This is a genomic window from Pseudomonas sp. GD03858 (assembly GCF_029840925.1).
Classification (GTDB): Bacteria; Pseudomonadota; Gammaproteobacteria; order Pseudomonadales; family Pseudomonadaceae; genus Aquipseudomonas.
In genome coordinates this window covers 14,527-40,664 of sequence record NZ_JAOCDM010000031.1, presented here as the reverse complement: position 1 = coordinate 40,664, position 26,138 = coordinate 14,527, and the positions used below count along the sequence as shown (strand labels likewise).

The 26,138-nt window shown below is 65.8% G+C and carries 21 protein-coding genes; 10 read left to right on the top strand and 11 right to left on the bottom strand.

Annotation, left to right across the window (positions count from 1 at the left end; genetic code table 11):
• Positions 1–328 precede the first annotated feature (328 nt).
• The 8 genes from glnE to N5D48_RS11055 all read left to right on the top strand — a co-directional run bounded on the left by glnE (position 329) and on the right by N5D48_RS11055 (position 10,447).
• Positions 329–3,262, top strand: coding sequence for a bifunctional [glutamate--ammonia ligase]-adenylyl-L-tyrosine phosphorylase/[glutamate--ammonia-ligase] adenylyltransferase (glnE, locus tag N5D48_RS11090; protein ID WP_279884056.1), 2,934 nt, complete (start codon positions 329–331; stop codon positions 3,260–3,262).
• 224 nt (positions 3,263–3,486) lie between these two features.
• Positions 3,487–4,536, top strand: a complete 1,050-nt coding sequence (gene waaF / locus N5D48_RS11085; RefSeq protein WP_279884054.1) for a lipopolysaccharide heptosyltransferase II — start codon at positions 3,487–3,489, stop codon at positions 4,534–4,536.
• Positions 4,537–5,595, top strand: a complete 1,059-nt coding sequence (gene waaC / locus N5D48_RS11080) for a lipopolysaccharide heptosyltransferase I (RefSeq protein ID WP_279884053.1) — start codon at positions 4,537–4,539, stop codon at positions 5,593–5,595.
• The gene (locus N5D48_RS11075) at positions 5,595–6,719 is read left to right on the top strand and encodes a glycosyltransferase family 4 protein (protein ID WP_279884051.1); all 1,125 of its coding nucleotides are present in this window, start codon (positions 5,595–5,597) and stop codon (positions 6,717–6,719) included. Before waaC ends, N5D48_RS11075 begins: the two co-directional genes overlap by 1 nt.
• The gene (rfaP, locus tag N5D48_RS11070; protein WP_279884049.1) at positions 6,716–7,522 is read left to right on the top strand and encodes a lipopolysaccharide core heptose(I) kinase RfaP; all 807 of its coding nucleotides are present in this window, start codon (positions 6,716–6,718) and stop codon (positions 7,520–7,522) included. The genes N5D48_RS11075 and rfaP overlap by 4 nt, the downstream gene beginning before the upstream one ends.
• Complete coding sequence (locus N5D48_RS11065) at positions 7,522–8,256, top strand: lipopolysaccharide kinase InaA family protein (RefSeq protein ID WP_279884047.1); 735 nt, start codon at positions 7,522–7,524, stop codon at positions 8,254–8,256. Before rfaP ends, N5D48_RS11065 begins: the two co-directional genes overlap by 1 nt.
• Entirely contained in the window at positions 8,253–9,005 is a 753-nt protein-coding gene (locus N5D48_RS11060; RefSeq protein ID WP_279884046.1) for a lipopolysaccharide kinase InaA family protein, read from the top strand. Before N5D48_RS11065 ends, N5D48_RS11060 begins: the two co-directional genes overlap by 4 nt.
• Complete coding sequence (locus tag N5D48_RS11055) at positions 9,005–10,447, top strand: lipopolysaccharide kinase InaA family protein (RefSeq protein WP_279884045.1); 1,443 nt, start codon at positions 9,005–9,007, stop codon at positions 10,445–10,447. Before N5D48_RS11060 ends, N5D48_RS11055 begins: the two co-directional genes overlap by 1 nt.
• Positions 10,448–10,621: 174 nt before the next feature.
• On the opposite strand, the gene N5D48_RS11050 is transcribed toward N5D48_RS11055, so the two are convergent.
• The 7 genes from N5D48_RS11050 to N5D48_RS11020 form a co-directional block, all read right to left on the bottom strand.
• Entirely contained in the window at positions 10,622–10,798 is a 177-nt protein-coding gene (locus tag N5D48_RS11050) for a hypothetical protein (protein ID WP_198742816.1), read from the bottom strand.
• Positions 10,795–11,907: a PepSY-associated TM helix domain-containing protein gene (locus tag N5D48_RS11045; RefSeq protein ID WP_279884043.1), complete on the bottom strand. Its 1,113-nt coding sequence runs from the start codon at positions 11,905–11,907 to the stop codon at positions 10,795–10,797. Before N5D48_RS11045 ends, N5D48_RS11050 begins: the two co-directional genes overlap by 4 nt.
• Positions 11,908–12,061: 154 nt before the next feature.
• Positions 12,062–14,494, bottom strand: a complete 2,433-nt coding sequence (locus N5D48_RS11040) for a TonB-dependent siderophore receptor (protein WP_279884041.1) — start codon at positions 14,492–14,494, stop codon at positions 12,062–12,064.
• Between the two features lie 185 nt (positions 14,495–14,679).
• A complete protein-coding gene (locus N5D48_RS11035) occupies positions 14,680–15,645 on the bottom strand; it encodes a FecR family protein (protein ID WP_279884039.1) in 966 nt (321 codons plus the stop codon).
• Positions 15,642–16,181, bottom strand: a complete 540-nt coding sequence (locus N5D48_RS11030; protein ID WP_279884037.1) for an RNA polymerase sigma factor — start codon at positions 16,179–16,181, stop codon at positions 15,642–15,644. Before N5D48_RS11030 ends, N5D48_RS11035 begins: the two co-directional genes overlap by 4 nt.
• Positions 16,182–16,438: 257 nt before the next feature.
• Positions 16,439–17,149, bottom strand: coding sequence for a 3'-5' exonuclease (locus tag N5D48_RS11025; RefSeq protein WP_279884035.1), 711 nt, complete (start codon positions 17,147–17,149; stop codon positions 16,439–16,441).
• Entirely contained in the window at positions 17,146–19,083 is a 1,938-nt protein-coding gene (locus N5D48_RS11020) for a putative nucleotidyltransferase substrate binding domain-containing protein (RefSeq protein WP_279884033.1), read from the bottom strand. The genes N5D48_RS11025 and N5D48_RS11020 overlap by 4 nt, the downstream gene beginning before the upstream one ends.
• Before the next feature lie 210 nt (positions 19,084–19,293).
• On the opposite strand from N5D48_RS11020, the gene N5D48_RS11015 reads away from it, so the two are divergent.
• Complete coding sequence (locus N5D48_RS11015) at positions 19,294–19,743, top strand: response regulator (protein ID WP_279884032.1); 450 nt, start codon at positions 19,294–19,296, stop codon at positions 19,741–19,743.
• Positions 19,744–19,827: 84 nt separating this feature from the next.
• Here N5D48_RS11015 and N5D48_RS11010 read toward each other — a convergent pair whose 3' ends face one another.
• On the bottom strand, positions 19,828–22,005 hold the full coding sequence (locus N5D48_RS11010; RefSeq protein WP_279884030.1) for a malate synthase G: 2,178 nt from the start codon (positions 22,003–22,005) through the stop codon (positions 19,828–19,830).
• Between the two features lie 457 nt (positions 22,006–22,462).
• On the opposite strand from N5D48_RS11010, the gene N5D48_RS11005 reads away from it, so the two are divergent.
• A complete protein-coding gene (locus N5D48_RS11005) occupies positions 22,463–22,981 on the top strand; it encodes an ACT domain-containing protein (RefSeq protein WP_279884028.1) in 519 nt (172 codons plus the stop codon).
• A 332-nt stretch (positions 22,982–23,313) separates the two neighbouring features.
• Here N5D48_RS11005 and rarD read toward each other — a convergent pair whose 3' ends face one another.
• The 3 genes from rarD to N5D48_RS10990 all read right to left on the bottom strand — a co-directional run bounded on the left by rarD (position 23,314) and on the right by N5D48_RS10990 (position 26,107).
• Positions 23,314–24,201, bottom strand: coding sequence for an EamA family transporter RarD (gene rarD, locus N5D48_RS11000; RefSeq protein WP_279884026.1), 888 nt, complete (start codon positions 24,199–24,201; stop codon positions 23,314–23,316).
• A gap of 64 nt (positions 24,202–24,265) precedes the next feature.
• Positions 24,266–25,240 carry a serine/threonine protein kinase gene (locus tag N5D48_RS10995; RefSeq protein ID WP_279884024.1) on the bottom strand — a complete coding sequence of 325 codons (975 nt, stop codon included), beginning with the start codon at positions 25,238–25,240 and terminating at the stop codon, positions 24,266–24,268.
• 102 nt (positions 25,241–25,342) lie between these two features.
• On the bottom strand, positions 25,343–26,107 hold the full coding sequence (locus N5D48_RS10990) for a TOBE domain-containing protein (protein ID WP_279884022.1): 765 nt from the start codon (positions 26,105–26,107) through the stop codon (positions 25,343–25,345).
• Positions 26,108–26,138 lie beyond the last annotated feature (31 nt).

Below are 26,138 nucleotides of genomic sequence, written 5' to 3'. Positions count from 1 at the left end.
CCTTATGGGCAGACGTCGTGAATTCTTGGATTACCGGACAGTCATCCGGCGCGGTGTAGTTTTACTACAAATGGATTCGCATTTCATGCTTTGGCGTATCAGGAGTAGTAGTAAAACTACACAAATGCGACGTTTGGTCGCATCCCGGGTTGTGAGGAAAAACGTTCATGTTGGTTGTGAGCATGTCGCGAATGGGTGATTCTTGATTGGTTTTGCTAATTTTTCGTCTTTTTCGGCTATTTACAACTTTTGTACGACAGTCCAACCGTGCTCCAGCTCCCGTTTCAGCCCCTCAACCGCTCTCTTTCACGCCGATCAAGGATAGACCATGCGCCTGCCTTTGCCGCTCGATCTGCCTGCCGCCCTTCAACCACTGGTCGCCCGCAATGAACAGTTCCTGCGTGATGCCCTGGCTGGCCATCCTGATCTGGACGTCGACACGCTGAGCGCCGAGCATCGGCGCCAGTTCGGCCAGGTGGCCGCTGCCAGCGACTTCGTCCTGGTCCAGACCCAGCGCGACCCGGCGATGCTGTTCGAGCTGCTGACGAGCGGGGCGATGGATCGCGCCTATGCGCCGGGGCGGCTGCGCGAGCACATCAATGCCGCCGCCCTGGCCGCGCAGGGCGAGGACGAACTGGCGCGCAACCTGCGTCGCGAGCGCAATCGCCAGCAGCTGCGCATCATCTGGCGCGACATCACGCGACAGGCGGCGCTGGCCGAGACCTGCCGCGACCTGTCCGACCTGGCCGACGCCAGCATCGATGAAGCCTATCAATGGCTGTATCCGCGCCATTGCCAGCAGTTCGGCACGCCCATCGGCAACCGCAGCGGCCAGCCCCAGCACATGGTGGTGCTGGGCATGGGCAAGCTTGGCGCGGTGGAGCTGAACCTGTCGTCCGACATCGACCTGATCTTCGCCTTCCCCGAGGGCGGCGAGACCGAGGGGGTCAAGCGCTCGCTGGACAACCAGGAGTTCTTCACCCGTCTGGGCCAGCGCCTGATCAAGGCCCTCGACCCGGTGACCGTCGACGGTTTCGTGTTTCGCGTCGACATGCGCCTGCGCCCCTACGGCTCGGCCGGCGCGCTGGTGCTCAGCTTCAATGCCCTGGAGCAGTACTACCAGGACCAGGGCCGCGACTGGGAACGCTACGCCATGATCAAGGCGCGGGTGGTGGCCGGCGACCAGGCCGCTGGCGCGCAGCTACAGGAGATGCTGCGGCCGTTCGTCTACCGGCGCTACCTGGACTTCTCCGCCATCGAGGCGCTGCGCACCATGAAGCAGCTGATCCAGCAGGAAGTGCGGCGCAAGGGCATGGCCGACAACATCAAGCTCGGTGCCGGTGGCATCCGCGAGGTGGAGTTCATCGCCCAGGCCTTCCAGCTGATTCACGGTGGCCGTGACCTGAGCCTGCAGCAGCGCCCCCTGTTGAAGGTGCTGGCGACCCTGGAGGGGCAGGGCTACCTGCCACCGGCCGTGGTGACCGAGCTGCGCGAGGGCTATGAATTCCTGCGCTACACCGAGCACGCCATCCAGGCCATCGCCGACCGCCAGACGCAGATGCTGCCCGACGACGAAACCGATCGCGCGCGCATCGCCTATATGCTCGGCTACGCCGACTGGAATGCCTTCCACGACCAGCTCATGCAGTGGCGCGAGCGCATCGACTGGCATTTCCGCCAGGTGATCGCCGACCCGGACGAAGACGAGGCCGAGGGCGAGCTGGTGGTCGGCGGCGAATGGTCGCCACTTTGGGAACAGGCCCAGGACGAAGACGCCGCCGGGCGCCAGTTGGAAGAGGCCGGTTTCCGCCAGCCCGCCGAGGCCTTGCGGCGGCTCAACGCCTTGCGGGTCAGCCCGACCCTGCGCTCGATGCAGCGCATCGGGCGCGAGCGCCTGGACGCTTTCATTCCGCGCCTGCTGGCGCAGGCGGTCGAGCACGACAACCCAGACCTGGTACTGGAGCGCGTGCTGCCGCTGGTCGAGGCCGTGGCCCGGCGTTCGGCCTACCTGGTGCTGCTCACCGAGAATCCCGGCGCTTTGCGCCGACTGCTGACCTTGTGCGCCGCCAGCCCATGGATCGCCGAGCAGATCGCCCGTTACCCGCTGCTGCTCGATGAGCTGCTCAACGAGGGCCGGCTGTTCAGCCCGCCGCTGGCGCCGGAGCTGGCCGCCGAGCTGCGCGAACGCCTGACGCGCATCCCCGAGGACGACCTGGAACAGCAGATGGAGGCCCTGCGCCACTTCAAGCTGGCCCACAGTCTGCGGGTGGCGGCCTCGGAGATCAGCGGCAACCTGCCGTTGATGAAGGTCAGCGACTACCTGACCTGGCTGGCCGAGGCGATTCTCGACCAGGTGCTGGCCCTGGCCTGGCGCCAGACCGTGGCGCGTCATGGGCAACCGCGAAAAAGCGACGGCAGCCTGTGCGACCCGGGCTTCATCATCGTCGGCTACGGCAAGGTCGGCGGCATCGAACTGGGCCATGGCTCGGACCTGGACCTGGTGTTCATCCATGACGGCGACCCGAACGCCGAAACCGACGGCGCCAAGCCCATCGACGGCGCGCAGTTCTTCACCCGCCTGGGCCAGCGCATCATCCACCTGCTGACCACCCAGACCAACTCCGGCCAGCTCTACGACGTGGACATGCGCCTGCGCCCATCCGGTGCCTCGGGCCTGCTGGTGAGTTCGCTGGGCGCCTTCGAGCGCTACCAGCAGAACGAAGCCTGGACCTGGGAGCACCAGGCGCTGGTGCGGGCCCGGGTGCTGGTGGGCTGCAAGCAGGTGGCCGGTGCCTTCGAGACGGTGCGTGCCAAGGTGCTCGGCCAGCCTCGAGACCTGGACAAGCTGCGCGCCGAAGTGAGCGAGATGCGCGCCAAGATGCGCGACAACCTGGGCACCAAGGCCACTGCCGCAGGCACTGCGGCCAACGCCTTCGAGGCCGGCCAGCCGTTCGATATCAAGCAGGATGCCGGCGGTATCGTGGACATCGAATTTATGGTGCAATACGCCGCTTTGGCCTGGTCCCACGACCATCCGGCCATACTGCGCTGGACCGACAACATCCGCATTCTCGAAGAGCTGGAGCAGGCTGGGCTGATGCCCGGCGCCGACGCCGTGCTGCTACGCGAGGTGTACAAGGCGTTCCGCTCGGCGTCGCACCGCCAGGCCCTGCAGAAGCAGGCCGGGGTGATCGATGCGGCGCAGTTCGTCGATGAGCGTCGTGAGGTAAGGCGGATCTGGGGTGAACTGGGTCTGACTTGAGATTTTGGGGCCGCTGTGCGGCCCTTTCGCGACACAAGGCCGCTCCTACAGGGAACGCAATCCTTTGTAGGAGCGGCCTTGTGTCGCGAAAGGGCTGCGTAGCAGCCCCAAGGAACGTCGTCTCACCACCGGTGGTACACTGTCCGCCACATAGCCTGAATATAAAGAGGGGAGGCCAGGTTGTAGCGCAGCCTGCAGCCTCCCCGAATGTTTCTGGATAACGCATGAGAATACTGATCATTGGCCCCAGCTGGGTCGGCGACATGGTGATGGCGCAGACCCTGTTCCAGTGCCTCAAACAGCAGCACCCCGACTGCGTGATCGACGTGCTGGCGCCCGAGTGGAGCCGCCCGATCCTCGAACGCATGCCCGAGGTGCGCCAGGCCTTGAGCTTCCCGCTCGGCCACGGCGCGCTGGAGCTGGCCACGCGCCGGCGCATCGGCAAGTCGCTGGCCGGCCAGTACGACCAGGCGATCCTGCTGCCCAACTCGCTCAAGTCGGCGCTGGTGCCGTACTTCGCCGGCATCCCCAAGCGCACCGGCTGGCGTGGCGAGATGCGCTACCTGCTGCTCAACGACGTGCGCAAGCTGGACAAGGCCCGCTATCCGCTGATGATCGAGCGCTTCATGGCCCTGGCCTACGCGCCGGACGCCGAGTTGCCCAAACCGTATCCGCGCCCTAGCCTGCAGATCGAGACCGCGAGCCGCGACGCCGCCCTGGCCAAGTTCGGCCTGGAGCTGGACCGCCCGGTGCTGGCCCTGTGCCCTGGCGCCGAGTTTGGCGAGGCCAAGCGCTGGCCGGCCGAGCACTACGCCAGCGTTGCCGATGCGATGATCCGCCAGGGCTGGCAGGTCTGGCTGTTCGGTTCGAAGAACGATCACCCGGTCGGCGAGCAGATTCGCGAGCGCCTGATCCCGGGCCTGCGCGAGGAGTCGTGCAACCTGGCCGGCGAAACCTCCCTGGCCGATGCCATCGACCTGATGTCCTGCGCCAGTGCGGTGGTCTCCAACGATTCGGGGCTGATGCACGTGGCCGCCGCGCTCAATCGCCCGCTGGTGGCGGTGTACGGTTCGACTTCGCCGGGCTTCACCCCGCCGCTGGCCGAACAGGTGGAAGTGGTGCGCACCGGCATCGAGTGCAGCCCATGCTTCGAGCGCACCTGCCGCTTCGGCCACTACAACTGCCTGCGCCTGCTGGAACCGGAGAAAGTCATCGCCGCCCTGCACAGCCTCGACGGGCCGAGCCTGATCGACACCGTGGCCGAGGTCGACTGAGTGCGGGTACTGATCATCAAGACGTCGTCGCTGGGCGACGTCATCCACACCCTGCCGGCGCTGACCGATGCCGCCCATGCCATTCCCGGCATTCGTTTCGACTGGGTGGTGGAAGAGGGTTTCGCCGAGATCCCCAGCTGGCACCCCGCGGTCGACCAGGTGATTCCGGTGGCGATCCGCCGCTGGCGCAAGAACCTCTGGCAGACGCTCAAGAGCGGTGAGTGGAAGGCCTTCAAACAGCGCCTGCGCGAGCACAGGTACGACCTGGTGATCGACGCCCAGGGCCTGGTCAAGTCGGCCTGGCTGACCCGCTACGTGAAGGCGCCGGTGGCCGGCCTGGATCGCTATTCGGCGCGCGAGGGCCTGGCCAGTCGCTTCTATGACCGGCGCCTGTCGGTCGCCGTCGGCCAGCATGCCGTGGAGCGTGTGCGCCAGCTGTTCGCCATGGCCCTGGCCTACGACCTGCCGGAAGGGCTGGGCAACTACGGCCTCGACCTCAACCGCCTGCAACTGCCGCCTGCCGCGCCCTACGTGGTGTTCCTGCACGGCACCACCTGGGCCACCAAGCACTGGCCCGAAGCCTACTGGCGCGAGCTGGCCGAGCGCATGGGCCGACGCAAGCTGCAAGTGATGCTGCCGTGGGGCAACCCGGCGGAGAAGGCCCGCGCCGAACGCATTGCCCAAGGCTTGAACAATTGCCAGGTGCTGCCCAAGTTGAACCTGGCGGGTGTGGCCCGCGTGCTGGCGGCGGCCAAGGCCTGCGTGGCGGTGGATACCGGCCTGGGCCACCTGGCCGCCGCCCTGGATGTGCCGACCATCTCGCTGTTCGGCCCCACCAACCCTGGTCTGACCGGTGCCTACGGACGCGCCCAGATCCACCAGGCGAGCGACTTCCCCTGCGCCCCGTGCCTGCAGAAGAAGTGCACCTACAAACCGAGCGCCGAGGACCTGCGCCGGTTCGATCTCAAACGCGAGTGGCCGCTGTGCTTCACTCGCCTGAATCCCGAGCATGTGGCGGGCCGCTTGAGCGCGCTGCTGCTGGCTGAGGATGTTCGTTGATGCAACTGGCTTTTGTGCTCTACAAGTATTTCCCCTTTGGCGGGCTGCAGCGCGACTTCATGCGCATCGCCCTCGAGTGCCAGAAACGGGGACACCAGATCCGCGTGTACACGCTGATCTGGGAAGGCGACATTCCACCGGGCTTCGAGGTGCTGGTGGCGCCGGTCAAGGCGCTGTTCAACCATCGCCGCAACGAGAAGCTTAGTGCCTGGATGGCCGCCGACCTGGCCAAGCGCCCGGTCGATCGCCTGATCGGCTTCAACAAGATGCCTGGTCTGGATGTCTACTATGCCGCCGACGGCTGCTTCGAGGACAAGGCCCAGACCCTGCGCGGCGGCCTGTACCGTCGCTGGGGCCGCTACCGCCATTTCGCCGAGTACGAGCGGGCGGTGTTCGCCAGGGACGCACACACCGAGATCCTGATGATCTCCGAGGTGCAGCAGCCGCTGTTCATCAAGCACTACGACACCCCCGAGGCACGTTTCCACTTGCTGCCGCCGGGCATTTCCCAGGATCGCCGGCGCCCCGCCGACGCCGATGCCATTCGCGCCGATTTTCGCAAGGAGTTCGGCCTGGCCGACGATGAGCTGCTGCTGGTGCAGATCGGCTCGGGCTTCAAGACCAAGGGCGTGGATCGCAGCCTCAAGGCCCTGGCGGCATTGCCCTCGGCACTGCGCAAGCGCACCAGGCTGATGGTCATCGGCCAGGACGACCCCAAGCTGTTCCAGGTGCAGAGCACGGCCCTGGGCCTGGGCGACCAGGTACAGTTCCTCAAGGGGCGCAGCGATATTCCGCGCTTCCTGCTCGGCGCCGACCTGCTGATCCACCCGGCCTACAACGAGAACACCGGCACCGTGCTGCTCGAAGCGCTGGTCGCCGGCCTGCCGGTGCTGGTGTCCAAGGTCTGCGGCTATGCCCACTACATCGCCGAGGCCGACAGCGGCCTGGTGCTGGACGAGCCGTTCGAACAGGACCAGCTCAACCACTACCTGCAACGCATGCTCGAAGACGCCGGGGCCCGCGCGGCCTGGTCGCGCAACGGCGTGGCCTTTGCCGAGACCGCCGACCTGTACAGCATGCCGCAGCATGCCGCCGACGTGATCCTTGGTCAGGAGACCGCATGAAGCTGATACTGGCCGAACCGTTCAAGCGCCTGTGGGCCGGGCGCGACCCCTTCGAGGCCGTCGAGGGCCTGCAGGGCGAGGTGTACCGCGAGCTTGAAGGCCGCCGCACGCTGCGCACCGAGGTCGATGGCGCGGGCTTCTTCGTCAAGATCCACCGGGGCATCGGCTGGGGCGAGATCTTCAAGAACCTGTTCAGCGCCAAGCTGCCGGTGCTTGGCGCGGGCCAGGAGTGGCAGGCCATCCAGCGCCTGCATGAAGTCGGCGTGCCGACCATGACTGCGGTCGCCTACGGCGAGCGTGGCGGCAACCCGGCCACCCAGCACTCGTTCATCATCACCGAGGAACTGGCGCCGACCATCAGCCTGGAAGATTTCAGCCTCGACTGGGTCAAGCAGCCACCCGAGCCGCGCCTGAAACGCGCGCTGATCGCCGAAGTGGCGAAGATGACCGGTGGCATGCACCGCGCCGGGGTCAATCACCGCGACTGCTATATCTGCCACTTCCTGCTGCACACCGACCGTCCGGTGACGGCGGATGATTTCAAGCTGTCGGTGATCGACCTGCACCGCGCCCAGACCCGGGCCAGGATCAGCCGCCGCTGGCGCGACAAGGACCTGGCCGCCCTGTACTTCTCGGCCCTGGACATCGGCCTGACCCGGCGCGACAAGCTGCGCTTCCTGCGCGGCTACTTCCAGCGCCCGCTGCGCCAGGTGCTCCAGGACGAGGCCGCGCTGCTCGCCTGGCTGGAGCGCAAGGCGCAGAAACTCTACGACCGCAAGCAACGTTACGGGGACGCACTCTGATGGCGAGCTGGAACCTGGCGCCGGAGTACGCGCACCTGGCCGCCGACTTCGGCAGCCTCGATGCGGTGTTCGCCATCACGGGCGAGCGCCTGACCCGTGACCCGCTGAGCGAGGTCATCCGCATCGAGCGCGACGGGGTCAACTATTACGTCAAACGCTACACCGGCGCCGGCAAGCACATGCGCCGCTACCTGGGCCGGCCACGGGTCAAGGCCGAATGGCAGAACCTCAAGCAGTTCGCCAAGTGGGGCATTCCCACCGCCGATGTGGTCGCCTGGGGCCTGGAGCGCCAGGGTCTGGCTTTTGGCCGTGGGGCGATGATCACCCGCGAGCTGCCGCGTACCGAAGACCTTTCGGCCCTGGCCGAGCGCAATGACCCGCGCCTGCGCGATGCGGCCTGGGTCGACCATGTCAGCCGCCAGCTGGCCCGGCATACCCGGGTGATGCACGATCACCACTTTGCCCACAACGACCTGAAATGGCGCAACCTGCTGGTGGACGACGAAGGCACGCTATTCTTCATCGACTGCCCGACCGGCGATTTCTGGCGCGGCTTCATGCTGCGCCACCGGCTGATCAAGGATCTGGCGTGCCTGGACAAGGTTGCCAAGTATCACCTGTCGGCGACCCAGCGCCTGCGCTTCTACCTGCGCTATCGCGGGCACGCGCGCTTGCACGCGCGTGACAAGAAGCGCATCCGCCAGGTGCTGAGCTTTTTCGAGGGAAGGGAATGACCGATTACCTGGCCAGCGCCGATCAGGCGCTGCTGCAACGTCACGGCCTGGGCGATTTCGAGGCGCTCTGGGCCCTGCAGCTGGACGCCGTCGACGAGCCCAACACCGGTCGTGGCGGCTGGAGCAGCGTATTCCGCCTGGAGCTGGAGGGCAAGGGCTACTACCTCAAGCGCCAGAGCGACTACTTCACCCGCAGCCTGCAGCGGCCCTTCGGCGAGCCGACCTTCGCTCGCGAGTTTCGCAACATCAGCCGTTACCAGAAGCTCGATATCCCGGCCTTGCAGGCGGTGTTCTACGGCGAGCGCAAGCAGGGTGGCCAGCACCGGGCGATCCTGATGACCCGGGCACTGGACGAGTGGACCGACCTGGAACAATGGCTGGGTCGCTGGCAGCAACTGCCTGTCGAGCAGCGCCAGGGCATTCTCCAGGCCTGCGGCCAGCTGGCCCGGACCCTGCACGGCGCCGGGCAGATGCACGGCTGTTTCTATCCCAAGCACATCTTCCTGCGCGAACGTCGCGAGGGTTGGCAGGCTCAGCTGATCGACCTGGAGAAGACCCGACCGCTGTTGTTCGGCATGCGTGACCGGGTCAAGGACCTGGAGCCGCTGCTGCGGCGGGCCCGGGCCTGGGACGAGGCGGACGTGCGCGTGCTGCTGGCCGCCTACCTGGAGCAACCGGCCAGCAGCGCGCTGGTATCCACCTGGCTGCAACGCCTGACGCAACGCCGTCGCCACAAAGAGGCCCGCTGATGCGCCTGTCTGAACTCAAGGACGCCGGGCGTAGCCCGGCATTGCCCCTGACCGTCACCCTCGCCGACGCCGCCGGTAGCGCCGACCTGCAGCTGCTCAGCCTGCTGCGCGTGCTGCCGGGGCAGCGTTATGTCGGCGCCGGTATCTGGCGTGGGACCAAGGTGCTGGCCAAGCTGCTGGTCGGCGCCAATGCCGCCCGTCACTTCCAGCGTGAACGGGACGGCGCTCGACTGATGGCCGAGCAGGGCCTGACCACCCCACGCCTGTTGGCCGATGGCCTGAAGGATGGCGAGGGCGGTTGGCTGCTGTTCGAGTACCTCGACCATGCCGAAAGCCTGGGCGATGCCTGGGCCAGGGTGGAGCACCTGCCGATGCTCGCCGACGAGCAGCACCAGGTGCTGGGCGAGGCGCTGACCGCGGTGGCGCAAATGCATGCCAAGGGCCTGTGGCAGGAAGACCTGCACCTGGACAACCTGCTGCGCCAGGACGGCCAGCTGTACCTGATCGATGGCGCCGGCATCAAGGCCGAGACGCCCGGTCAGCAGCTGTCGCGCCAGCGCGTGCTGGAAAACCTCGGGGTGTTCTTCGCCCAGTTGCCCAAGCGCCTGGAGCCCTTCATCGAAGAGGCGCTGGTGCACTACGTGCTGGCCAACGCCGAGCATGCGCTGCCACTGGAGGCGCTGCAGAAGCAGGTGGACAAGGTGCGCGCTTGGCGGCTGAAGGACTACCTGGACAAGGCCGGGCGCGAGTGCACGCTGTTCAGCGTCGAGCGCAGTCTTGCCGGGCTGCGGGCGATCCGCCGTGGCGAGGTCGAGGCGCTGCGGCCGGTGCTGGAACAGGCCGATGCGCTGATCGACCAGGGCCACCTGTACAAGACCGGTGGCGCGGCCAGCGTGGCGCGTATCGAGGTCGGTGGGCGCAAACTGGTGCTCAAGCGCTACAACATCAAGAACACCGCCCACTGGTTCAAGCGTTTCTGGCGTCCGAGCCGGGCCTGGCATTCGTGGATCGAGGGCCATCGCCTGGAATTTCTCGACATCGCCACGCCACGACCGCTGGCGGTGCTCGAGCAACGGGTGATGGGCCTGCGCAGCACGGCCTACCTGGTGACCGAGTATGCCGATGGACCGGACCTGATCGAATGCTTCGCGCCCTTCGTGCAAAGCGGCGAGGCGCCTGACGAGCAGGTCGAGGCACTGGTGCGGGTGATGCAGCAGCTGATCCGCGAGCGCATCAGCCATGGCGATTTCAAGGGGCACAACCTGTTCTGGCAGAACGGGGAGTGGTCGTTGATCGACCTGGATGCCATGTGCCAGCACGCCACCCAGCTCAGCTTCGCTCCCGCTTTTGCCCGTGATCGGGCAAGGTTGCTGCGCAACTGGCCAAGCAGCAGCGCGCTGCACCAGCGGCTGGACCAGGTGTTGCCGCGCTTGGCTGATTGAACGATCGGTTTGTAGGAGCGGCCTTGTGTCGCGAAAGGGCTGCGCAGCGGCCCCAGGATTTCAGCGTTGATGCAAAGATCGCCGGGGCTGCTTTGCAGCCCTTTCGCGGCACGAGGCCGCTCCTACAGGTCCCTGCTAAATCAATTTAGTCATGCGCAGTTCCATGAGAGCTGCCTAGCGCCGCCAGAACCCACTCAGGCCCAGGCCAGCTGAAAGGCCCAGCCCCACCCAGGCCAGCACATCCCACACCCCATCCCCGAGCAGTGCGGCAAACAGCCCGGCCGCACTGAGCACGGCGATCAACGCCGGCCAGGCGAAGATCCTGCGGGTGCTTTGCGATTTGTGGCTCATGCCCGCACCTCCCGCGGCTTGCGTTGCTTGCCCCACCACAGGTACAGCCCGCTGCCGAGCACGATGATGGTCAGCACATCGAGCACGGCCCAGAGGATCTGCATCGGTCGGCCGCCGTAGTCACCGAAATGCAGGGGTTGCGACAGGCCCATGGCGTCCATGTACCAGGGGCGTTCGCCCACGGCGGTCACCTCCAGGGTGCGCGCGTCGATCAGGATCGGCGTGAACAGGTGCGAGGTCAGGTTCGTGGCACCATTCATGAACACCGCATAGTGGTGCTCGCTGGAGAAGCGCGTGCCAGGGAAGGCGATGAAGTCCGGGCGCATGCCCGGTGCCGCCTGCTCGGCGATGCGCAGCAGCTCGGTGGCCGGGGCGCGCTCGGTGAGCGGCGGGGCGTCGCGATACGGCGCGACCATGGCCGCCAGGCTGTCGTTGCGCCAGGCGGCGATGACCAGGTCGGACAGGGCGCTGATCACCCCGGTGACGCCGACCACCAGGGCCCAGGTCAGGGTGACCACGCCGATCAGGTTGTGCAGGTCCAGCCAGCGCAGGCGCCGCGACTTGTCGTGGCGGACCGTGGCGAAACGCAGACGACGCATGAACGGCGCGTAGAGCACGGTGCCGGAGACGATGGCGACAATGAACAGCACCCCCATGAACGCCAGCAGCAGCTTGCCGGGCAGCCCGGCGAACATGTCCACGTGCAGGCGCAGCATCAGCATCATGAAGCCGCCGTTGGCCGCTGGCATGGCCACCGCCTCGCCGGTGCGCGCATCGAGCATGAAGGTGTGCGAATCGTCGGGATGGGTGCCGGCGGTGGCGGCCATGATCGCCACCACGCCGTTGGGCTCGTCGTCTTCATAGCCGAAGTACTGCATCACCTCGCCGGGGCGGTGCTGTTCGGCCTTGAGCACCAGCTGCTGCAGGTCCAGGTGCGGGGTGTCGGCGGGCATCTCGCGCAGCTCCGGCGCGTCGCCCAGCAGGTGCTCCAGTTCATGGTGGAAGATCAGCGGCAGGCCGGTGAGGGCGAGCAGCAACAGGAACAGCGTGCAGACGAGGCTGCTCCAGGTGTGGATCGCTGACCAGCGGCGGATGGTTTGGCTTTTCATCACGGTTCCGTCTTTGCCTGAAGGATCGAGCGGCTGCCGTGCGGCCCATTCGCGGGCAAGCCCGCTCCCACAGGAAATGCGCATATCCTGAGATCGGCGCTTTCCCTGTGGGAGCGGGCTTGCCCGCGAATGGGCCGCAAGGCGGCCCCGTCACTCAGAACTTGTAGGTGGCGCTGGCGACAACGCTGCGTTGGTCCCCGTAGTAGCAGTAATACCCGTCGCAGGTGGACAGGTAGTCCTTGTTCAGCAGGTTGCTGGCGTTGACCGCCACCGAGGCGCCCTTGAGGCTGTTGTCCAGGCGGCCCAGATCGTAGTGCACGGCGGCGTCGAACACAGTGTAGGCCTTGCTCTTGCCGAGCCAGGTGTTGGCTTCGTCACCGTAGCGGTTGCCGGTGTAACGTGCGCCCAGGCCAATGCCGAAGCCGTCAAGCACACCGGTATGCCAGGTGTAGTCGGCCCACAGCGAGGCCTGCTGGTTGGGCATCTGTTGCAGGCGGTTGCCTTTGTACAGCCCTTTCTGCACTTCGGACTTGGCCAGGGTGTAGGCGGCGATCACTTTCAGGTTGTCGGTGACGTCGGAGACGGCTTCCAGCTCCAGGCCGTGGACCTTGACCTCGCCGGTCTGGCTGGAGACGGGCACCCCAGCCACATTGTTGGTGACGGTCACGTTCTTCTGTTTGAGGTCGTACACTGCCGCCGACAGCAAGGTGTTGGAGCCAGGCGGTTGATACTTGACCCCCAGCTCCCATTGCTGGCCTTCGGTTGGCTTGAACGATTTCTCGATGTCAGCGCTCGAACCGCTGCTTGGCTGGAAGGACTCGGCGTAGGACAGGTACGGTACAAAGCCCGAGTCGAACACGTAGCTGAGCGCCGCATTGCCGCTGAACTGCTTGTCGCGCTGAGTGTTGGTGGCATTGCCCTTGTTGAGGAACGTGGTGCCGGTATGCACCCAGTCCTCACGCCCGCCCAGGGTCAGGCGCCATTTGTCGAGCGCCATCTGGTCCTGGATGTAGAGCCCGGTCTGGACGGTTTTCTGGTTGTAGTCCAGATAGGCCGAAGCGCGGTCCGGACGGGTGATCGGCAAGCCATACACCGGGTTGTTGACGTTGGTGGACGGCACGTTGAAGCCATAGATGGAGAGGAAGTCGGACTCGCTGCGCTGGTGGTCCAGGCCGATCAGCACGGTGTGGCTGATATCGCCTGTGGCGAAGTCGGCCTGGAAGTTGTTGTCGAGCGCGAACTGGCTGATGTCCTCATCGACGTTGGTGGACATGCGGCTGGCGTTGCCCTGGTTATCCACAGGGCCACCAGGTTGGTAGTAGCTACCGACCGTGAGCGTCTGGAACGACAACTCGCTCTTGGTGTAACGCAGGTTCTGGCGGAACTGCCAGACATCGTTGAAACGATGTTCGAAGGCATAACCCAGCGCGTAATAGGTGCGGTCGTAGTATTCGTAATCCGGGTCGCCCAGGTTCTTGTGGCGGGAGACCTTGCCGAACGGCATGTCGATCTTGGTGCCTTGTATCGGGTAGAACTGGCTGGTGGCGCCGGTGTCGTCCCGAGTGAACTGGCTGAGGAAGGTCAGCGAGGTGTCTTCGTCGATGTTCCAGGTCAGGCTCGGGGCGATGTTGTAGCGCTTGTTGTCCATGTGGTCGATCTGCGTGCCGCTGTCGCGCACCACGCCGCTGACGCCATAGAGGAACTGGCCCTGCTCATCGATCTTGCCGGTGCTGGCGAAGTTGATCTGGCGGTGGTTGTCGCTGCCGTACTGCAGTTGGATCTCGTGGCTGCTCTCGGCCTGGGGGCGGCGGCTGACCATGTCCAGCAGACCGCCGGGCGGGGTTTGGCCATACACCGACGAGGCCGGGCCACGCAGCAGCGCAAGGCGGTCGAGGTTCCAGGTTTCGGCTTTCGGGTTGGCATACACACCGCGGGGCAGGGGCAGGCCGTCGAGGAACTGGGTCGGCTCGAAGCCGCGCACGCGCATCCAGTCATAGCGGGTGTCGCTGCCGAAACTGGCCGAGACGATGCCCGGCATGTACTTCACCGCGTCATCCAGGCTTTGCACGCCGCGGTCGCTCATCTGCTGGCGGGTGGCCACGGAAATGGAGCGTGGGACTTCCACCAGCGCAGTGTCGGTCTTGGTACCGGCGGCTGTGCGTTTGGCGGTGTAGCCCTCGACCGGTCCCCAGGCGCTTTCGTAACTGCTGTTGGCGTTGATGTTGGTTTCCGGCAGCGCGAGGCTGCCCTCGGCCGTGGCTACCAGGCTGTAGCTGCCGGCGCTGCTCTGCTGCAGCTGCAGACCAGTACCGCGCAGGGCGGCCTGCAGGGCGCCGACAGCGTCGTACTGGCCACTGACCGGTGCCGAGTTGCGTCCGCTGACCAAGGCCGGATCCAGCGCCAGGGCGATGCCGGCCTGGCTGGCGATCTGGTTCAGGGTGCTGGCCAGCGGCGCGCTGGGCAGATCATAGGCACGCATGGCGGACTGTTCGGCGGCGAACAGGGCGGGGCTGGCCAACGGGGTGGCCAGGCCGATGGCCAGGGCCATCAGGCTGGGGCGAAGCAAAGCATCAACGGCACGGGACATGCAGCGGCTCCTCGACGAAATAGTGCTGACTGCTTCCTTGCCGAGCGAGATTGGGAAAGTGACAGGGGGGCTTTGAAAAAAGTTGCAAGCTGCAAGCTGCAAGCTTCAAGTAAAAGCAGGTCGGTACGGATGGCTTTTGCTTTTGCTTTTGCTTTTGCTTGCAGCTTGCAGCTTGCAGCTTGCAGCTAGTTTCTTGCAGCTGCCTCGACGGTGACCCACCACGGCGTATGCCGCTCGATCTTCACCGGTAGCGCCGGTTGCAGCGAGGCCAGGGCCAGGTCGGTGTCGGTCAGCGGGAAGCTGCCGCTCACGCGCAGGTCGGCGACTTCGTCGCTGACACCCAGGTGGCCGCTGCGGTACTGGCCGAGCGCGGCCACCAGGTCGGCCAGGCGCACGTTGTCCACCACCAGCATGCCGCGGGTCCAGGCATCGCTGCCGACCGCCACGGATCCGACCCGGCCCAGGCCATCGGCGCTCATCAGCACCTGCTGGCCCTCGCGCAGGACCTGCTCGTCACCGCTGTTCTGCGGCTTGGCGGCCACCGATGACTGCAAGACTTCCAGGCGTGTGCCGGCGTCCTCGCGCTTGACCAGGAAGCGCGTGCCCAGTGGTCTGAGGCGGCCCTCCTCGGTGCGCACCAGCAACGGGCGGCTGTCGTCATGGCCGGTCTCCACCGAGATCTCGCCCTGGTGCAGCACGATCAGCCGCTGTTCGCCCTGGAAGTCGATATCCACCGCGGTCCTGGTGTTCAGGCTCAGCAAGGTGCCGTCTTCCAGGCGCAGGGTGCGCATTTCGCCCGTGCCGGTGTGCTGGTCGGCCAGCCAGTAGTCCGGCGACAGGGTCGGCACGCCAGCGCCGACCAGCAGGCAGCCGACCAGCAACAGCCCGGCCAGGCCCCCACCCAAGCCGCTCAGGCGCTGGCGCAGGCCGCTGCGCGATTGCAACAGGGCGTGGCGTACCGGGCCTGCGGCGGTGCTGACACGCTGGTCGAGCATGCCCAACTGCCGCCAGGCGCGGGCGTGCTCTTCGTGGGCGGCGTGCCAGCGTATGAAGGCACTGCGCTCGTCCGGTGTGCCGCAGCCTTCGTCCAGGCACAGTTTCCAGGCGATGGCCGCTTCCAGCACCGTGCTCGATACCGGGCCGTTGTTCATGTCGGTTGCCCGTACAGGGCGATGTAGCACTGGCGCATGCCCTGGGCGATGTACTGGCGCACGCGCGATACCGAAACGCCCAGGCGCTCGGCGATCTCGGCGTGGCCCAGGCCATCCAGGCGGTTGTGCAGGAAGGCCGCGCGGGCCTTGCTCGACAGCTTGCCGAGCAGGTGGTCGATGGCCTTGAGGTCTTCGAGGACCAGGTGCTGCATTTCCGGGGAGGGTTGCTCGGCCTCGGGCAACGAGGCCAGTTCCGCCAGGTAGGCCTGCTCGAGGGCGGCGCGGCGGAAGTGGTCGAACAGCAGGCCCTTGGCGACTGCCACGAGGAACGCGCGGGGTTCGCGGGGGGCGTCCAGGCGTTCACGACCGAGCAGGCGCACGAAGGTGTCCTGGCTCAGGTCCTCGGCGCGCTGGCGGCAGGCCGTGCTGCGTTGCAGCCAGGCCAGCAGCCAGCCGCGATGGTCGCGGTACAGCGTTCCGACCAGCTCGGTGTGTGGGCTGCGTACAGACGTCAAAAGGCGTCCCCCGGGAAGCATGCGTTAACTAACGATAATTATTCGCGATTGTGGCAGAGGCGAGGGTGGGGGCGCAATTGACGCTTATCGGATTGCCAGCAGCAATAGCAAACGTTTTGCGGTTCTCTTCAGGCGATGTGCAATTCCTGTAGGAGCGGCCTTGTGTCGCGAAAGGGGTGCGAAGCGCCCCCACGATTAGTGCATCAAGCGGATAATGCCGGGGCCGCTTTGCGGCCCTTTCGCGACACGAGGCCGCTCCTACAGGAGCGATGTATGGCTCAGAGGCCGTGACTCTGGACTTTGCGTCGCCGCCACTGACGCAGCCCCTGCTCCAGCTGCAACGGACTGTCCAGTTGCTGGCGCCGGGCCTGACTGAAGAGGATCAGCGCCAGCTCGGCGGTCACCTGGGCATCGGCGCTGGCGTGGTGACGGGCCTGCACTTCCAGCCCGAAGCGGGCAACCCAGTCGTCCAGCCCGGCTTCGCGCAGCACGGTGTCGGGGTTGAGCATCGGTGCCAGCTCCGCCACATCGAGAAACCCATGCTGCAGGCGCAGTCCCAGGCTGTCCTTGAGAGCCCGGGCCAGCATGTGCCGGTCGAACGGGGCATGGAACGCCAGCACAGGGCTGTCGCCAATGAACGTCATCAGGTCGAGCAGCGCCTCGGCGGGATCGCAACCGGCGGCAAGGGCGCTGGGCCCCAGGCCGTGGATCAGCACGCTGGCATTGGTCTTCTGCCCGGGGCGGTACAGCGTGCGCTCGAATGGCCGGCCCATGTCGATGGCCCCGTCCTCGATGGCCACCGCGCCGATCGACAGCACCTGGTCGCGGTTGAGGTTCAGGCCGCTGGTTTCCAGATCCAGCACCACCCAGCGCTGCTCGCGCAGGGTGCAGACCCCCAGCGGAGCCGGCGCGGGCAGCGCGGCCAGGCGCTGGCGCAGGTTATCGGCCAGGTCCGGCGCCGTGGGCCGCAGCCAGGCGAACAGGTTCACAGCTGGTACCGCAGGGCGAGACTGCTCTGCAGGCGCTGGGCCTGGCGCAGGGACTCGCGCAGGATGCGCCGGTCCAGGTGGTTGAGGCTGTCGGGGTCGAGCCGATTGGAGTAGGGCTGGTGGTCGCGGCTCTGGCGCTGGTGCTGCTGCATGCGGGTCTGCTGGATGAAGTGATAGGCCTCTTCGTAGGCGGCGCCGTCCAGCGCCTCGATGACCCCCTTGTCCACCAGCTGGCGCAGGCGCTCCAGGGTGTTGCACGCCTTGATGCCGTTGGCCAGGGCCAGCAGCCTGGCGCCGTCGACGAACGGGGTCAGCCCTTGCACCTTGAGGTCCAGGGTGGCGGCCTTGTCGTCGCCCTGGCGGGTCAGCACGAAGTCGCGCAGGCGCCCCAACGGTGGGCGCTGGCGCAGGGCGTTGTCGGCCAGCATGCGCTGGAATATGCGGTTGTCGGCCACCTGCTCCAGCAAGGCCTGGCGCAGTTGCTCGCAACCCTGCTCATCGCCCCAGACCACGCGCAGGTCGAAGTAGATGCTCGAACCCAGCAGGTTTTCCGGGCTGGCTTCGTGCACGAAACCGGCGAAGCGCCGTGCCCATTCGCTGCGCGACAGGCACAGGTCGGGGTTGCCGGCCATTACGTTGCCCTTGCACAGGGTGAAGCCGCATTGGGCGAGGTTGTGGTTGATGTATTGCGCCAGCGGCAGCAGTTTCGCGCGGATGGCATCGGCTTCGACGCTGTCGCGGGCTTCGAACAGGATGCCGTTGTCCTGGTCGGTGTGCAGTGTCTGTTCGCGGCGACCTTCGCTGCCGAAGCACAGCCAGCTGAACGGCACGCCGGGGTCGCCGCGTTCGGCCATGGCCAGCTCGATCACCCGGCACACGGTGTGGTCGTTGAGCAGGGTGATGATCTGGGTGATCTGCGTCGACGAGGCACCGTGGGCGAGCATGCGCTCGACCAACTGGCCGATCTCGCCGCGCAGCGCCACCAGGGTGTCCAAGCGTGGCGCATGGCGGATGGTACGCGCCAGGTGCACCAGGTCGACACGCTGCAGGGAAAACAGGTCGCGTTCGGAGATCACCCCGCACAGGCGCTGGTTGTCCACCAGGCAGACATGGGCAATGTGCCGCTCGGTCATCGCCATGGCGGCATCGAAGGCGCTGGCCTGAGGACTGAGGTGGAAGGGCCGGGCGGTCATATGGCGTTCGACCGGCGCGGTCAGCTCGGCGCTGGCGTCGGCCACCACCTGGCGCAGGTCGCGCAGGGTGAAGATGCCGATGGGATACCGCCGCTCATCGATGATGACGATGCTGCCGACCTGCTGCTCGTGCATCAACCGCACGGCTTCGCGCAAGGGCGTGTCCGCCGTGCAGACCACCGGATGACGCAACGCCAGTTCGCCCAGCGGTGTATTCAGCGAGTACTGGGTGCCCAGGGTTTCCACGGCGCGCTGGCGCACCTGCTGGTTGACCTGGTCGAGCAGGCTGCTCACCCCGCGCAAGGCGAAGTCGCGGAAGGCCTCGGACATCGAGAACAGGCGGATGAACGCCGCCTTGTTCAGTTGCAGGCAGAACGTGTCATCGCCGGCCAGGTGCTCGGTGCGGGTGGCCCGTTCACCGAGCAGCGCGGCCAGCGGGAAGCACTCGCCGCTGGTGATCTCGAAGGTGGTCTCGGTACCTGGCCTGGTCACGTGGTGACGCTCGCCGACCACTTGCCCCTGCTTGACGATGTAGAAGTGTTCGACCGGCCCGTCGGCGGGCTTGATGATGCTTTCTCCGGCCGCGTAGAAACGCAGCTGGCATTGTTCCACCAGGAAAGCCAGGTGGTTGTGCTCCATCTGGTTGAAGGGCGGGAAACGCTGCAGGAACTGCAGGGTGCCCTGGATGTTTTGCAGCACTGCTGTCCTGCCCGCCAGGTGGTAGGCGTCCTTTTTGCTCATGAAGCTGACCGTATCGCTATGCCGAACTATATATATCTATCTATAGGGGTCGGCTTTGTTGTTCTCGGCCTCCATGGTCGGCTGGCCGCCTTGCGGTGCCCATTGGACGTAAGTCTAGAGACACCGCTCTCAACGCCCCGACGAAAGGCGAACCGGGCTGCGCGGGTATACGGTCTCAAGGGTGAGCACGATTTTTCTGACGAGATGACCATGGCTGAGCATGACGACATTCTGAGTGACGCCGAACGTGAGGCGTTGGCCGTGGCGAGTGCCCCCGTCGCACCGAAGCCCGTGGTGCTGGTGGTGGACGACAATCCGGTGAACAGGGATGCATTGTGCCTTTACCTGAAAAGCCGGGGGATCGAGAGCATGCAGGCCGATGGCGCCCAGGAGGCGATGTTCAAGCTGCATTACGAGCCGCGTATTGCCCTGATGATCACTGATTTGCGTATGCAGCCCGATGATGGGCTGGACCTGATCCGGCAGATTCGCGAATCGGAGCGGGCGGCGCTGTCGATCATCGTCGTGTCGGGCGACACCGATGTGAAGGAGGCGGTGGACGTTATGCACCTGGGCGTGGTGGATTTCCTGCTCAAGCCGGTGGACCTGGAGAAGCTCCTGGAGTTGGTGCGACGTGAATTGAGAATGGGTCATGGCTGAAAGCGATCGCGGGGCAAGCCCGCTCCCACGCCGAGTGACAATCGGCGTGGGAGCGGGCTTGCCCCGCGATGTGTTGCTGGCGGCTTAAAGCCCGTTGCGCGCCTTGAACTCGCGGCGACGGCGGTGCAGCACCGGCTCGGTGTAGCCGTTCGGTTGCTTGGCGCCTTCCACCACCAGTTCCACGGCGGCCTGGAACGCGATGTTGTCATCGAAGTTCGGCGCCATCGGACGGTACAGGGCGTCGCCGGCGTTCTGCTTGTCGACCACCGCGGCCATGCGCTTGAGGCTTTCCAGCACCTGCTCCTGGGTGACCACGCCGTGGCGCAGCCAGTTGGCCAGCAGCTGGGCCGAGATGCGCAAAGTGGCGCGGTCTTCCATCAGGCCGACGTCGTTGATGTCCGGCACCTTCGAGCAACCCACGCCCTGGTCGATCCAGCGCACCACATAGCCGAGGATGCCCTGGGCGTTGTTGTCCAGCTCGTTGCGGATCTCCTCGGCCGACCAGTTGGTGTCGGCGGCCAGCGGAATGGTCAGGATGTCGTCGACCGAGGCCGGGGTGCGCGAAGCCAGCTCGCGCTGACGCGCCTGCACATCGACCTTGTGGTAGTGCAGGGCGTGCAGGGTGGCGGCGGTCGGCGACGGTACCCAGGCGGTGTTGGCTCCGGCCAGCGGGTGGGCGATCTTCTGCTCGAGCATGGCGGCCATCAGGTCGGGCATGGCCCACATGCCCTTGCCGATCTGCGCGCGACCTTGCAGGCCAGTGGCCAGGCCGACGTCGACGTTGTTGTTCTCGTAGGCGCCGATCCACTTCTCGTGCTTCATGGCGCCCTTGCGCACCACGGCGCCGGCTTCCATGGAGGTGTGGATCTCGTCACCGGTGCGGTCGAGGAAACCGGTGTTGATGAACACCACGCGCTCGGCGGCGGCCTTGATGCACGACTTGAGGTTGACCGTGGTGCGGCGCTCTTCGTCCATGATGCCGACCTTGACGGTGTTGCGCTTCATGCCGAGCAGGTCTTCGACGCGGCTGAAGATCTCGGCGGCGAAGGCTACTTCCTCCGGGCCGTGCATCTTCGGCTTGACGATGTACACGCTGCCGCTGCGGGTGTTCTTGCGGCTGGTGTTGCCGTTGAGGTTGTGCAGGGCGATGAGGTTGGTGAACAGACCGTCCTGGATGCCTTCGGGAATCTCGTTGCCCTGGGCGTCGAGGATCGCCGGGTTGGTCATCAGGTGACCGACGTTGCGCACGAACAGCAGCGAGCGACCGTGCAGGGTGACGCTGCCGCCATTGGGCGCGGCGTATTCGCGGTCGGGGTTCATGGTGCGGGTGAAGGTCTTTTCGCCCTTGGTCACGCTTTCGGCCAGGTCGCCTTTCATCAGGCCCAGCCAGTTGCGGTAGACGATCACCTTGTCGTCGGCGTCGACGGCGGCGACCGAGTCTTCGCAGTCCATGATGGTGGTCAGCGCCGACTCCATCAGGATGTCCTTCACGCCAGCGGCGTCGGTGCTGCCGACCGGGGTGCTGGCGTCGACCTGGATCTCGAAATGCAGGCCGTTGTGCTTGAGCAGCACGGAGGTCGGCGCCTTGGCGTCGCCATGGAAACCGATCAGCTGGGCGTCGTCACGCAGGCCGCTGTTGCTGCCGCCCTTGAGGGCGACCACCAGCTTGCCGCCTTCGATGCGGTAGCCGGTGGAGTCGACGTGGGAGCCGGCTGCCAGTGGCGCGGCTTCATCGAGGAAGGCCCGGCCGAAGGCGATGACCTTGTCACCGCGCACCTTGTTGTAGCCCTGGCCTTTCTCGGCGCCGCCCGCATCGCTGATGGCGTCGGTGCCGTAGAGGGCGTCGTACAGCGAACCCCAGCGGGCGTTGGCGGCGTTCAGGGCGAAGCGCGCGTTCATCACCGGCACCACCAGCTGCGGGCCGGCCATGACGGCGATTTCTTCGTCGACGTTCTGCGTGGTGGCCTGGAAATCGTCGGCTTGTGGCAGCAGGTAACCGATTTCCTGGAGGAATGCTTTGTAGGCTGCGGCGTCGTGGGCCTGGCCTTTGCGTGCCTGGTGCCAGGCATCGATCTTGGCTTGCAGCTCGTCGCGCTTGGCGAGCAGGGCTTTGTTCTTGGGGGCGAGGTCGTTGATGATTTTTTCCGCCCCGGCCCAGAACGCATCGGCCTTGACGCCGGTTCCAGGGATCGCTTCGTCGTTGACGAAGTCATACAGGGCCTTGGCGACCTGAAGGCCACCGACTTGAACGTATCCAGTCATTGCTTGCCTCACCTCTGCTCAGCTATTTCGCTTTCGCTCATCGTATTAAGCCTGTAGCGCTTCTCTAAACACGGCACCAGTGCATGCCCGCGGACTTCGGGGGCGGCTGGGTGCGGCTCGCCAGACGGATCGGCGGGCGGTTGGCGTATTTTCACAGGCGCCTTGGCAGACATCGAAACGACGTTTTGTAGTCCGCGTCGACGCATACTACATGAAGCAGCAGGCAGGTGAACATCAGACTAAAAGCGTCGCTCTGCGACCAACTGGTCGCATAGGGTCACGCTGGGAGACGGTATGTTCGCAAAAAACAGGTGGATTGTTCCAGATAAATCTTGAAACAGTACACGATCAAGATCCCTGACTGTCCTGCGGCAGGTTGCCGCGCCTTGCCTATACTGAATCGACCCCTGTCTCGCGGCCTGTTGTCGCGCCCCGAGCGAATCGAAAGGAGTGGCCCGTGGACCATCTCGTACTCACTGTGATCGCCCCCGACAAGGCCGGTCAGGTCGAACGTATCGCCCAGTGCATCGCCGATCACAACGGCAACTGGCTGGAAAGCCGTATGTCGCGCATGGCCGGGCAGTTCGCCGGGATCCTGCGGGTGGCGGTGCCGGCGGAAAACTACGCCGAGCTGGTCGAGTCGCTGCATAAACTGGGTGACCACGGCATCCGTGTGCTCATTGCCGAAAGCGGGATCGAGCCGTCCTGCACCTGGAAGCCGATCGCAATGGAACTGGTGGGTAACGACCGGCCGGGTATCGTCCGTGATATCACCCGTTTGCTGGCCGAGCAAGGGGTGAACGTGGAGCGCCTGAGCACCGAGGTGCGGCCAGCACCGATGAGCAGCGAGCCGTTGTTCCATGCCGATGCGTTGCTGGCGTTGCCGTTGACCTTGTCGTTGGACGATCTGCAGGCGCGGCTGGAGAGCCTGGCGGATGATCTGATGGTGGAGTTGCGGCTGCGGCCGGAGGAGTGATTCAAGATCGCCGGGGCCGCTTCGCGCCCCATCGCGACACAAGGCCGCTCCTACAGGGGATCTCGATTTCCTGTAGGAGCGGCCTTGTGTCGCGATGGGGCGCGAAGCGGCCCTTAGATGGTTATCCCGATTTTACGGGGAAGCCCCTGTGGATAAGCTGGGGGCGCTACGCTGGAGGCCAGTAACAGCAAGGGCTGGCGAGGTTTGAGCAAAAAATGTCCACTAATCAGTGGCTTGTGCACAAACGGCGGGGACGAGGGTGTGGATAACCTTTGGAGCGCTTGCTGCAGGCCACGTCCCCCGTGGCCTGTAGAGATTTGATTATTTTCTGATCAGGCGCGCTTGCGCAAACTCAGCCAGGCATCGACGCTATAAATCGCCAGGCCGCCCCAGATACAGGCGAAGGCCAGCAGGTTGCTCGCCGTCAGATGCTCGTCGAACAGCAGCACCGCCTGCAACAGCACCAGGGTCGGCGCCAGGTACTGCAGGAAGCCCAGCGTGGTGTAGGGCAGGTGCCGGGCGGCAGCGTTGAAGCACACCAGCGGCACCAGCGTCACCGGACCGGCGGCGATCAACCACAGCGCCTCGCTGCTGCTGAAGAACTCAGGGCTGGCACTGCTGGCGGCCGGGTGCAGCAACAGCCAACCGATGGCAATGGGCACCAGCATCCACGTCTCGACCACCAGCCCAGGCAGTGCGGCCACGGGCGCCTGCTTGCGAATCAACCCATAGAAGCCGAATGACAGCGCCAGCGCCAGCGACACCCAAGGCAGGCTGCCGACCTGCCACACCTGCTGGGCCACGCCCAGGGCCGCCAGCCCCACCGCCAGCCATTGCAAGCGGCGCAGACGCTCGCCGAGCAGCAGCATGCCCAGCAGCACGTTGATCAGCGGGTTGATGTAGTAGCCCAGGCTGGCCTCGAGCATGCGGCCATTGTTCACCGCCCACACGTAGGTCAGCCAGTTGCCGGCGATCAGCGCGCCGCTGAGCGCGAGGATCGCCAGGCGCCGAGGGTTGTCGCGCAGTTCGCGCCACCAGCCGGGGTGTTTCCATACCAGCAGCAGGAGCGAGCCGAACAGGGCCGACCAGAGCACCCGGTGGACGATGATTTCCACCGCCGGAACGCTCTGGATCGCTTTGAAGTACAGGGGAAACAAGCCCCAGATGATGTAGGCGCCGAGGCCCAGGAGGTACCCGCGACGCGGGTTGGCGGCGTGCATGCAGAATCCTTGCTTAGGTAGCTAAATAAAGCGACGCCTATTGTAGACAGCGCGCGGCCCAGACCTAGAACAATTTCAACGGTTGTTCATCGAGCGCGGCGATCTGCTCGCGCAGGGCGAGGATCTGGTCGCCCCAGTAGCGCGGTTGGCCGAACCAGGGGAAGCTTGGCGGGAACGCCGGATCGTCCCAGCGCCGTGCCAGCCAGGCGCTGTAGTGCAACTGGCGCAGGGCGCGCAGCGGCTCGATCAGGGCCAGTTCGCGTGGGTCGAAGTCATGGAACTCGTTGTAGCCGTCGATCAATTCCGCCAGTTGCCCCAAGCGTTCCTCGCGGCTGCCGGCGAGCATCATCCACAGGTCCTGGACGGCCGGGCCCATGCGGCAGTCGTCGAGGTCGACCACGTGGTAGACGTCGTCGCGGTGCATCAGGTTGCCTGGATGCAGGTCGCCGTGCAGCCGGATCAGCTGGTGCGGGGTGCGGGCGTAGATATCCTCGACCCGCTTGAGCAGGTCGCGGGCCACCGACTCATAGGCGGGCAGCAGCTCACGGGGCACGAAGTTGCCGTCGAGCAGGGTCTTGAGCGAGGCGTGGCCAAAGTTGTCCACAGCCAGGGATTCGCGGTGCTCGAAGGGTTTGCTCGCGCCTACCGCATGCAGGCGCCCGAGCAGTTGCCCGAGGCGATAGAGCTGGTCGAGGTTGCCCGGCTCCGGGGCATGGCCGCCACGGCGCGGGAACAGGGTGAAGCGAAAGCCCTGGTGTTCAAACAGGGAGCGCCCCTCGTGCAGCAGCGGTGCCACCACCGGCACTTCGCACTCGGCCAGCTCGCGGGTGAAGGTGTGCTCCTCGAGGATCGCCGCGTCGCTCCAGCGCCCAGGGCGATAGAACTTGGCGATCAGCGGCTGTGCGTCCTCGATGCCCACCTGGTAGACGCGGTTCTCGTAGCTGTTGAGTGCCAGCACCCGCGCGTCGCTGAGAAAGCCGAGGCTTTCCACGGCATCCAGCACGAGGTCGGGTGTGAGGGTATCGAAGGGGTGGGACATGAAAGGCTCCGGTCGCGGGGACTGCGTGCGGGCATGTTACCCCAGGCCAGTCCTTGCCGCAGATCGGTGGCCACAAGCTCCCGTGGACGCGGGCTGGCCGGGCTAGACCGGCACCCCCAGCAGCACGAACGACGGATGAAACTGCACCCGCAACTCGTTTCCCGGTTGCACCTGGTACTGCGCCAGCCAGGCGGCTTCGGCGATGGCGCACAAGGTCTGGCCGTTACCCAGTGCCAGGCGTACCTCGCCCGGCCCGTCCTCCTCGCTGAGAATTTCCTCGACCGTGGCCTTCAGGCAGTTGCTGCCTGCCTGCGCCTGTTCGTCATCGCCCAGCAACTGCACCCAGCCCGCCTTCAGCAGGGCCACCACGCTGCCGCCTAGCGCCAGCTCCAGGCGCTCGGTACTGCCCCGGGTGATCAACGCTTCGATCTCCAGCCCGCCGCCCAGGGCCAGGCTGATGCGATCATGCCGGCCCTCGCGGCGCAGCCCGCTGATGCGTCCTTGCAACTGATTGCGGGCACTGGTGCGCAGCATCAGACGCCCGAGCAGGTCGAGGTCGCTGCTGTCCTCGGGGGATTGGAGAATCTCCGCCTGCAACGCCTGCAGGCGTTGGTACAGGCGCAAGACCCGTTCGCCTTCGGCGGACAAGCGCGCCCCGCCACCGCCGCGGCCTCCAGTACTGCGCTCCACCAGTGGTTGCGCCGCCAGGTTGTTGAGTTCGTCGATGGCGTCCCAGGCGGCCTTGTAGCTGATCCCGGCGGCCTTGGCGGCGCGGGTGATCGAGCCCTGCTCGGCGACATGCTGCAGCAGGGCGATGCGCTGTGGACGACGGACGATGTGCTGGGTGAGCAGGGCAGGCAGGGACATGGGCGGGCATTCGGGTGTTGTGTAGGTCCCG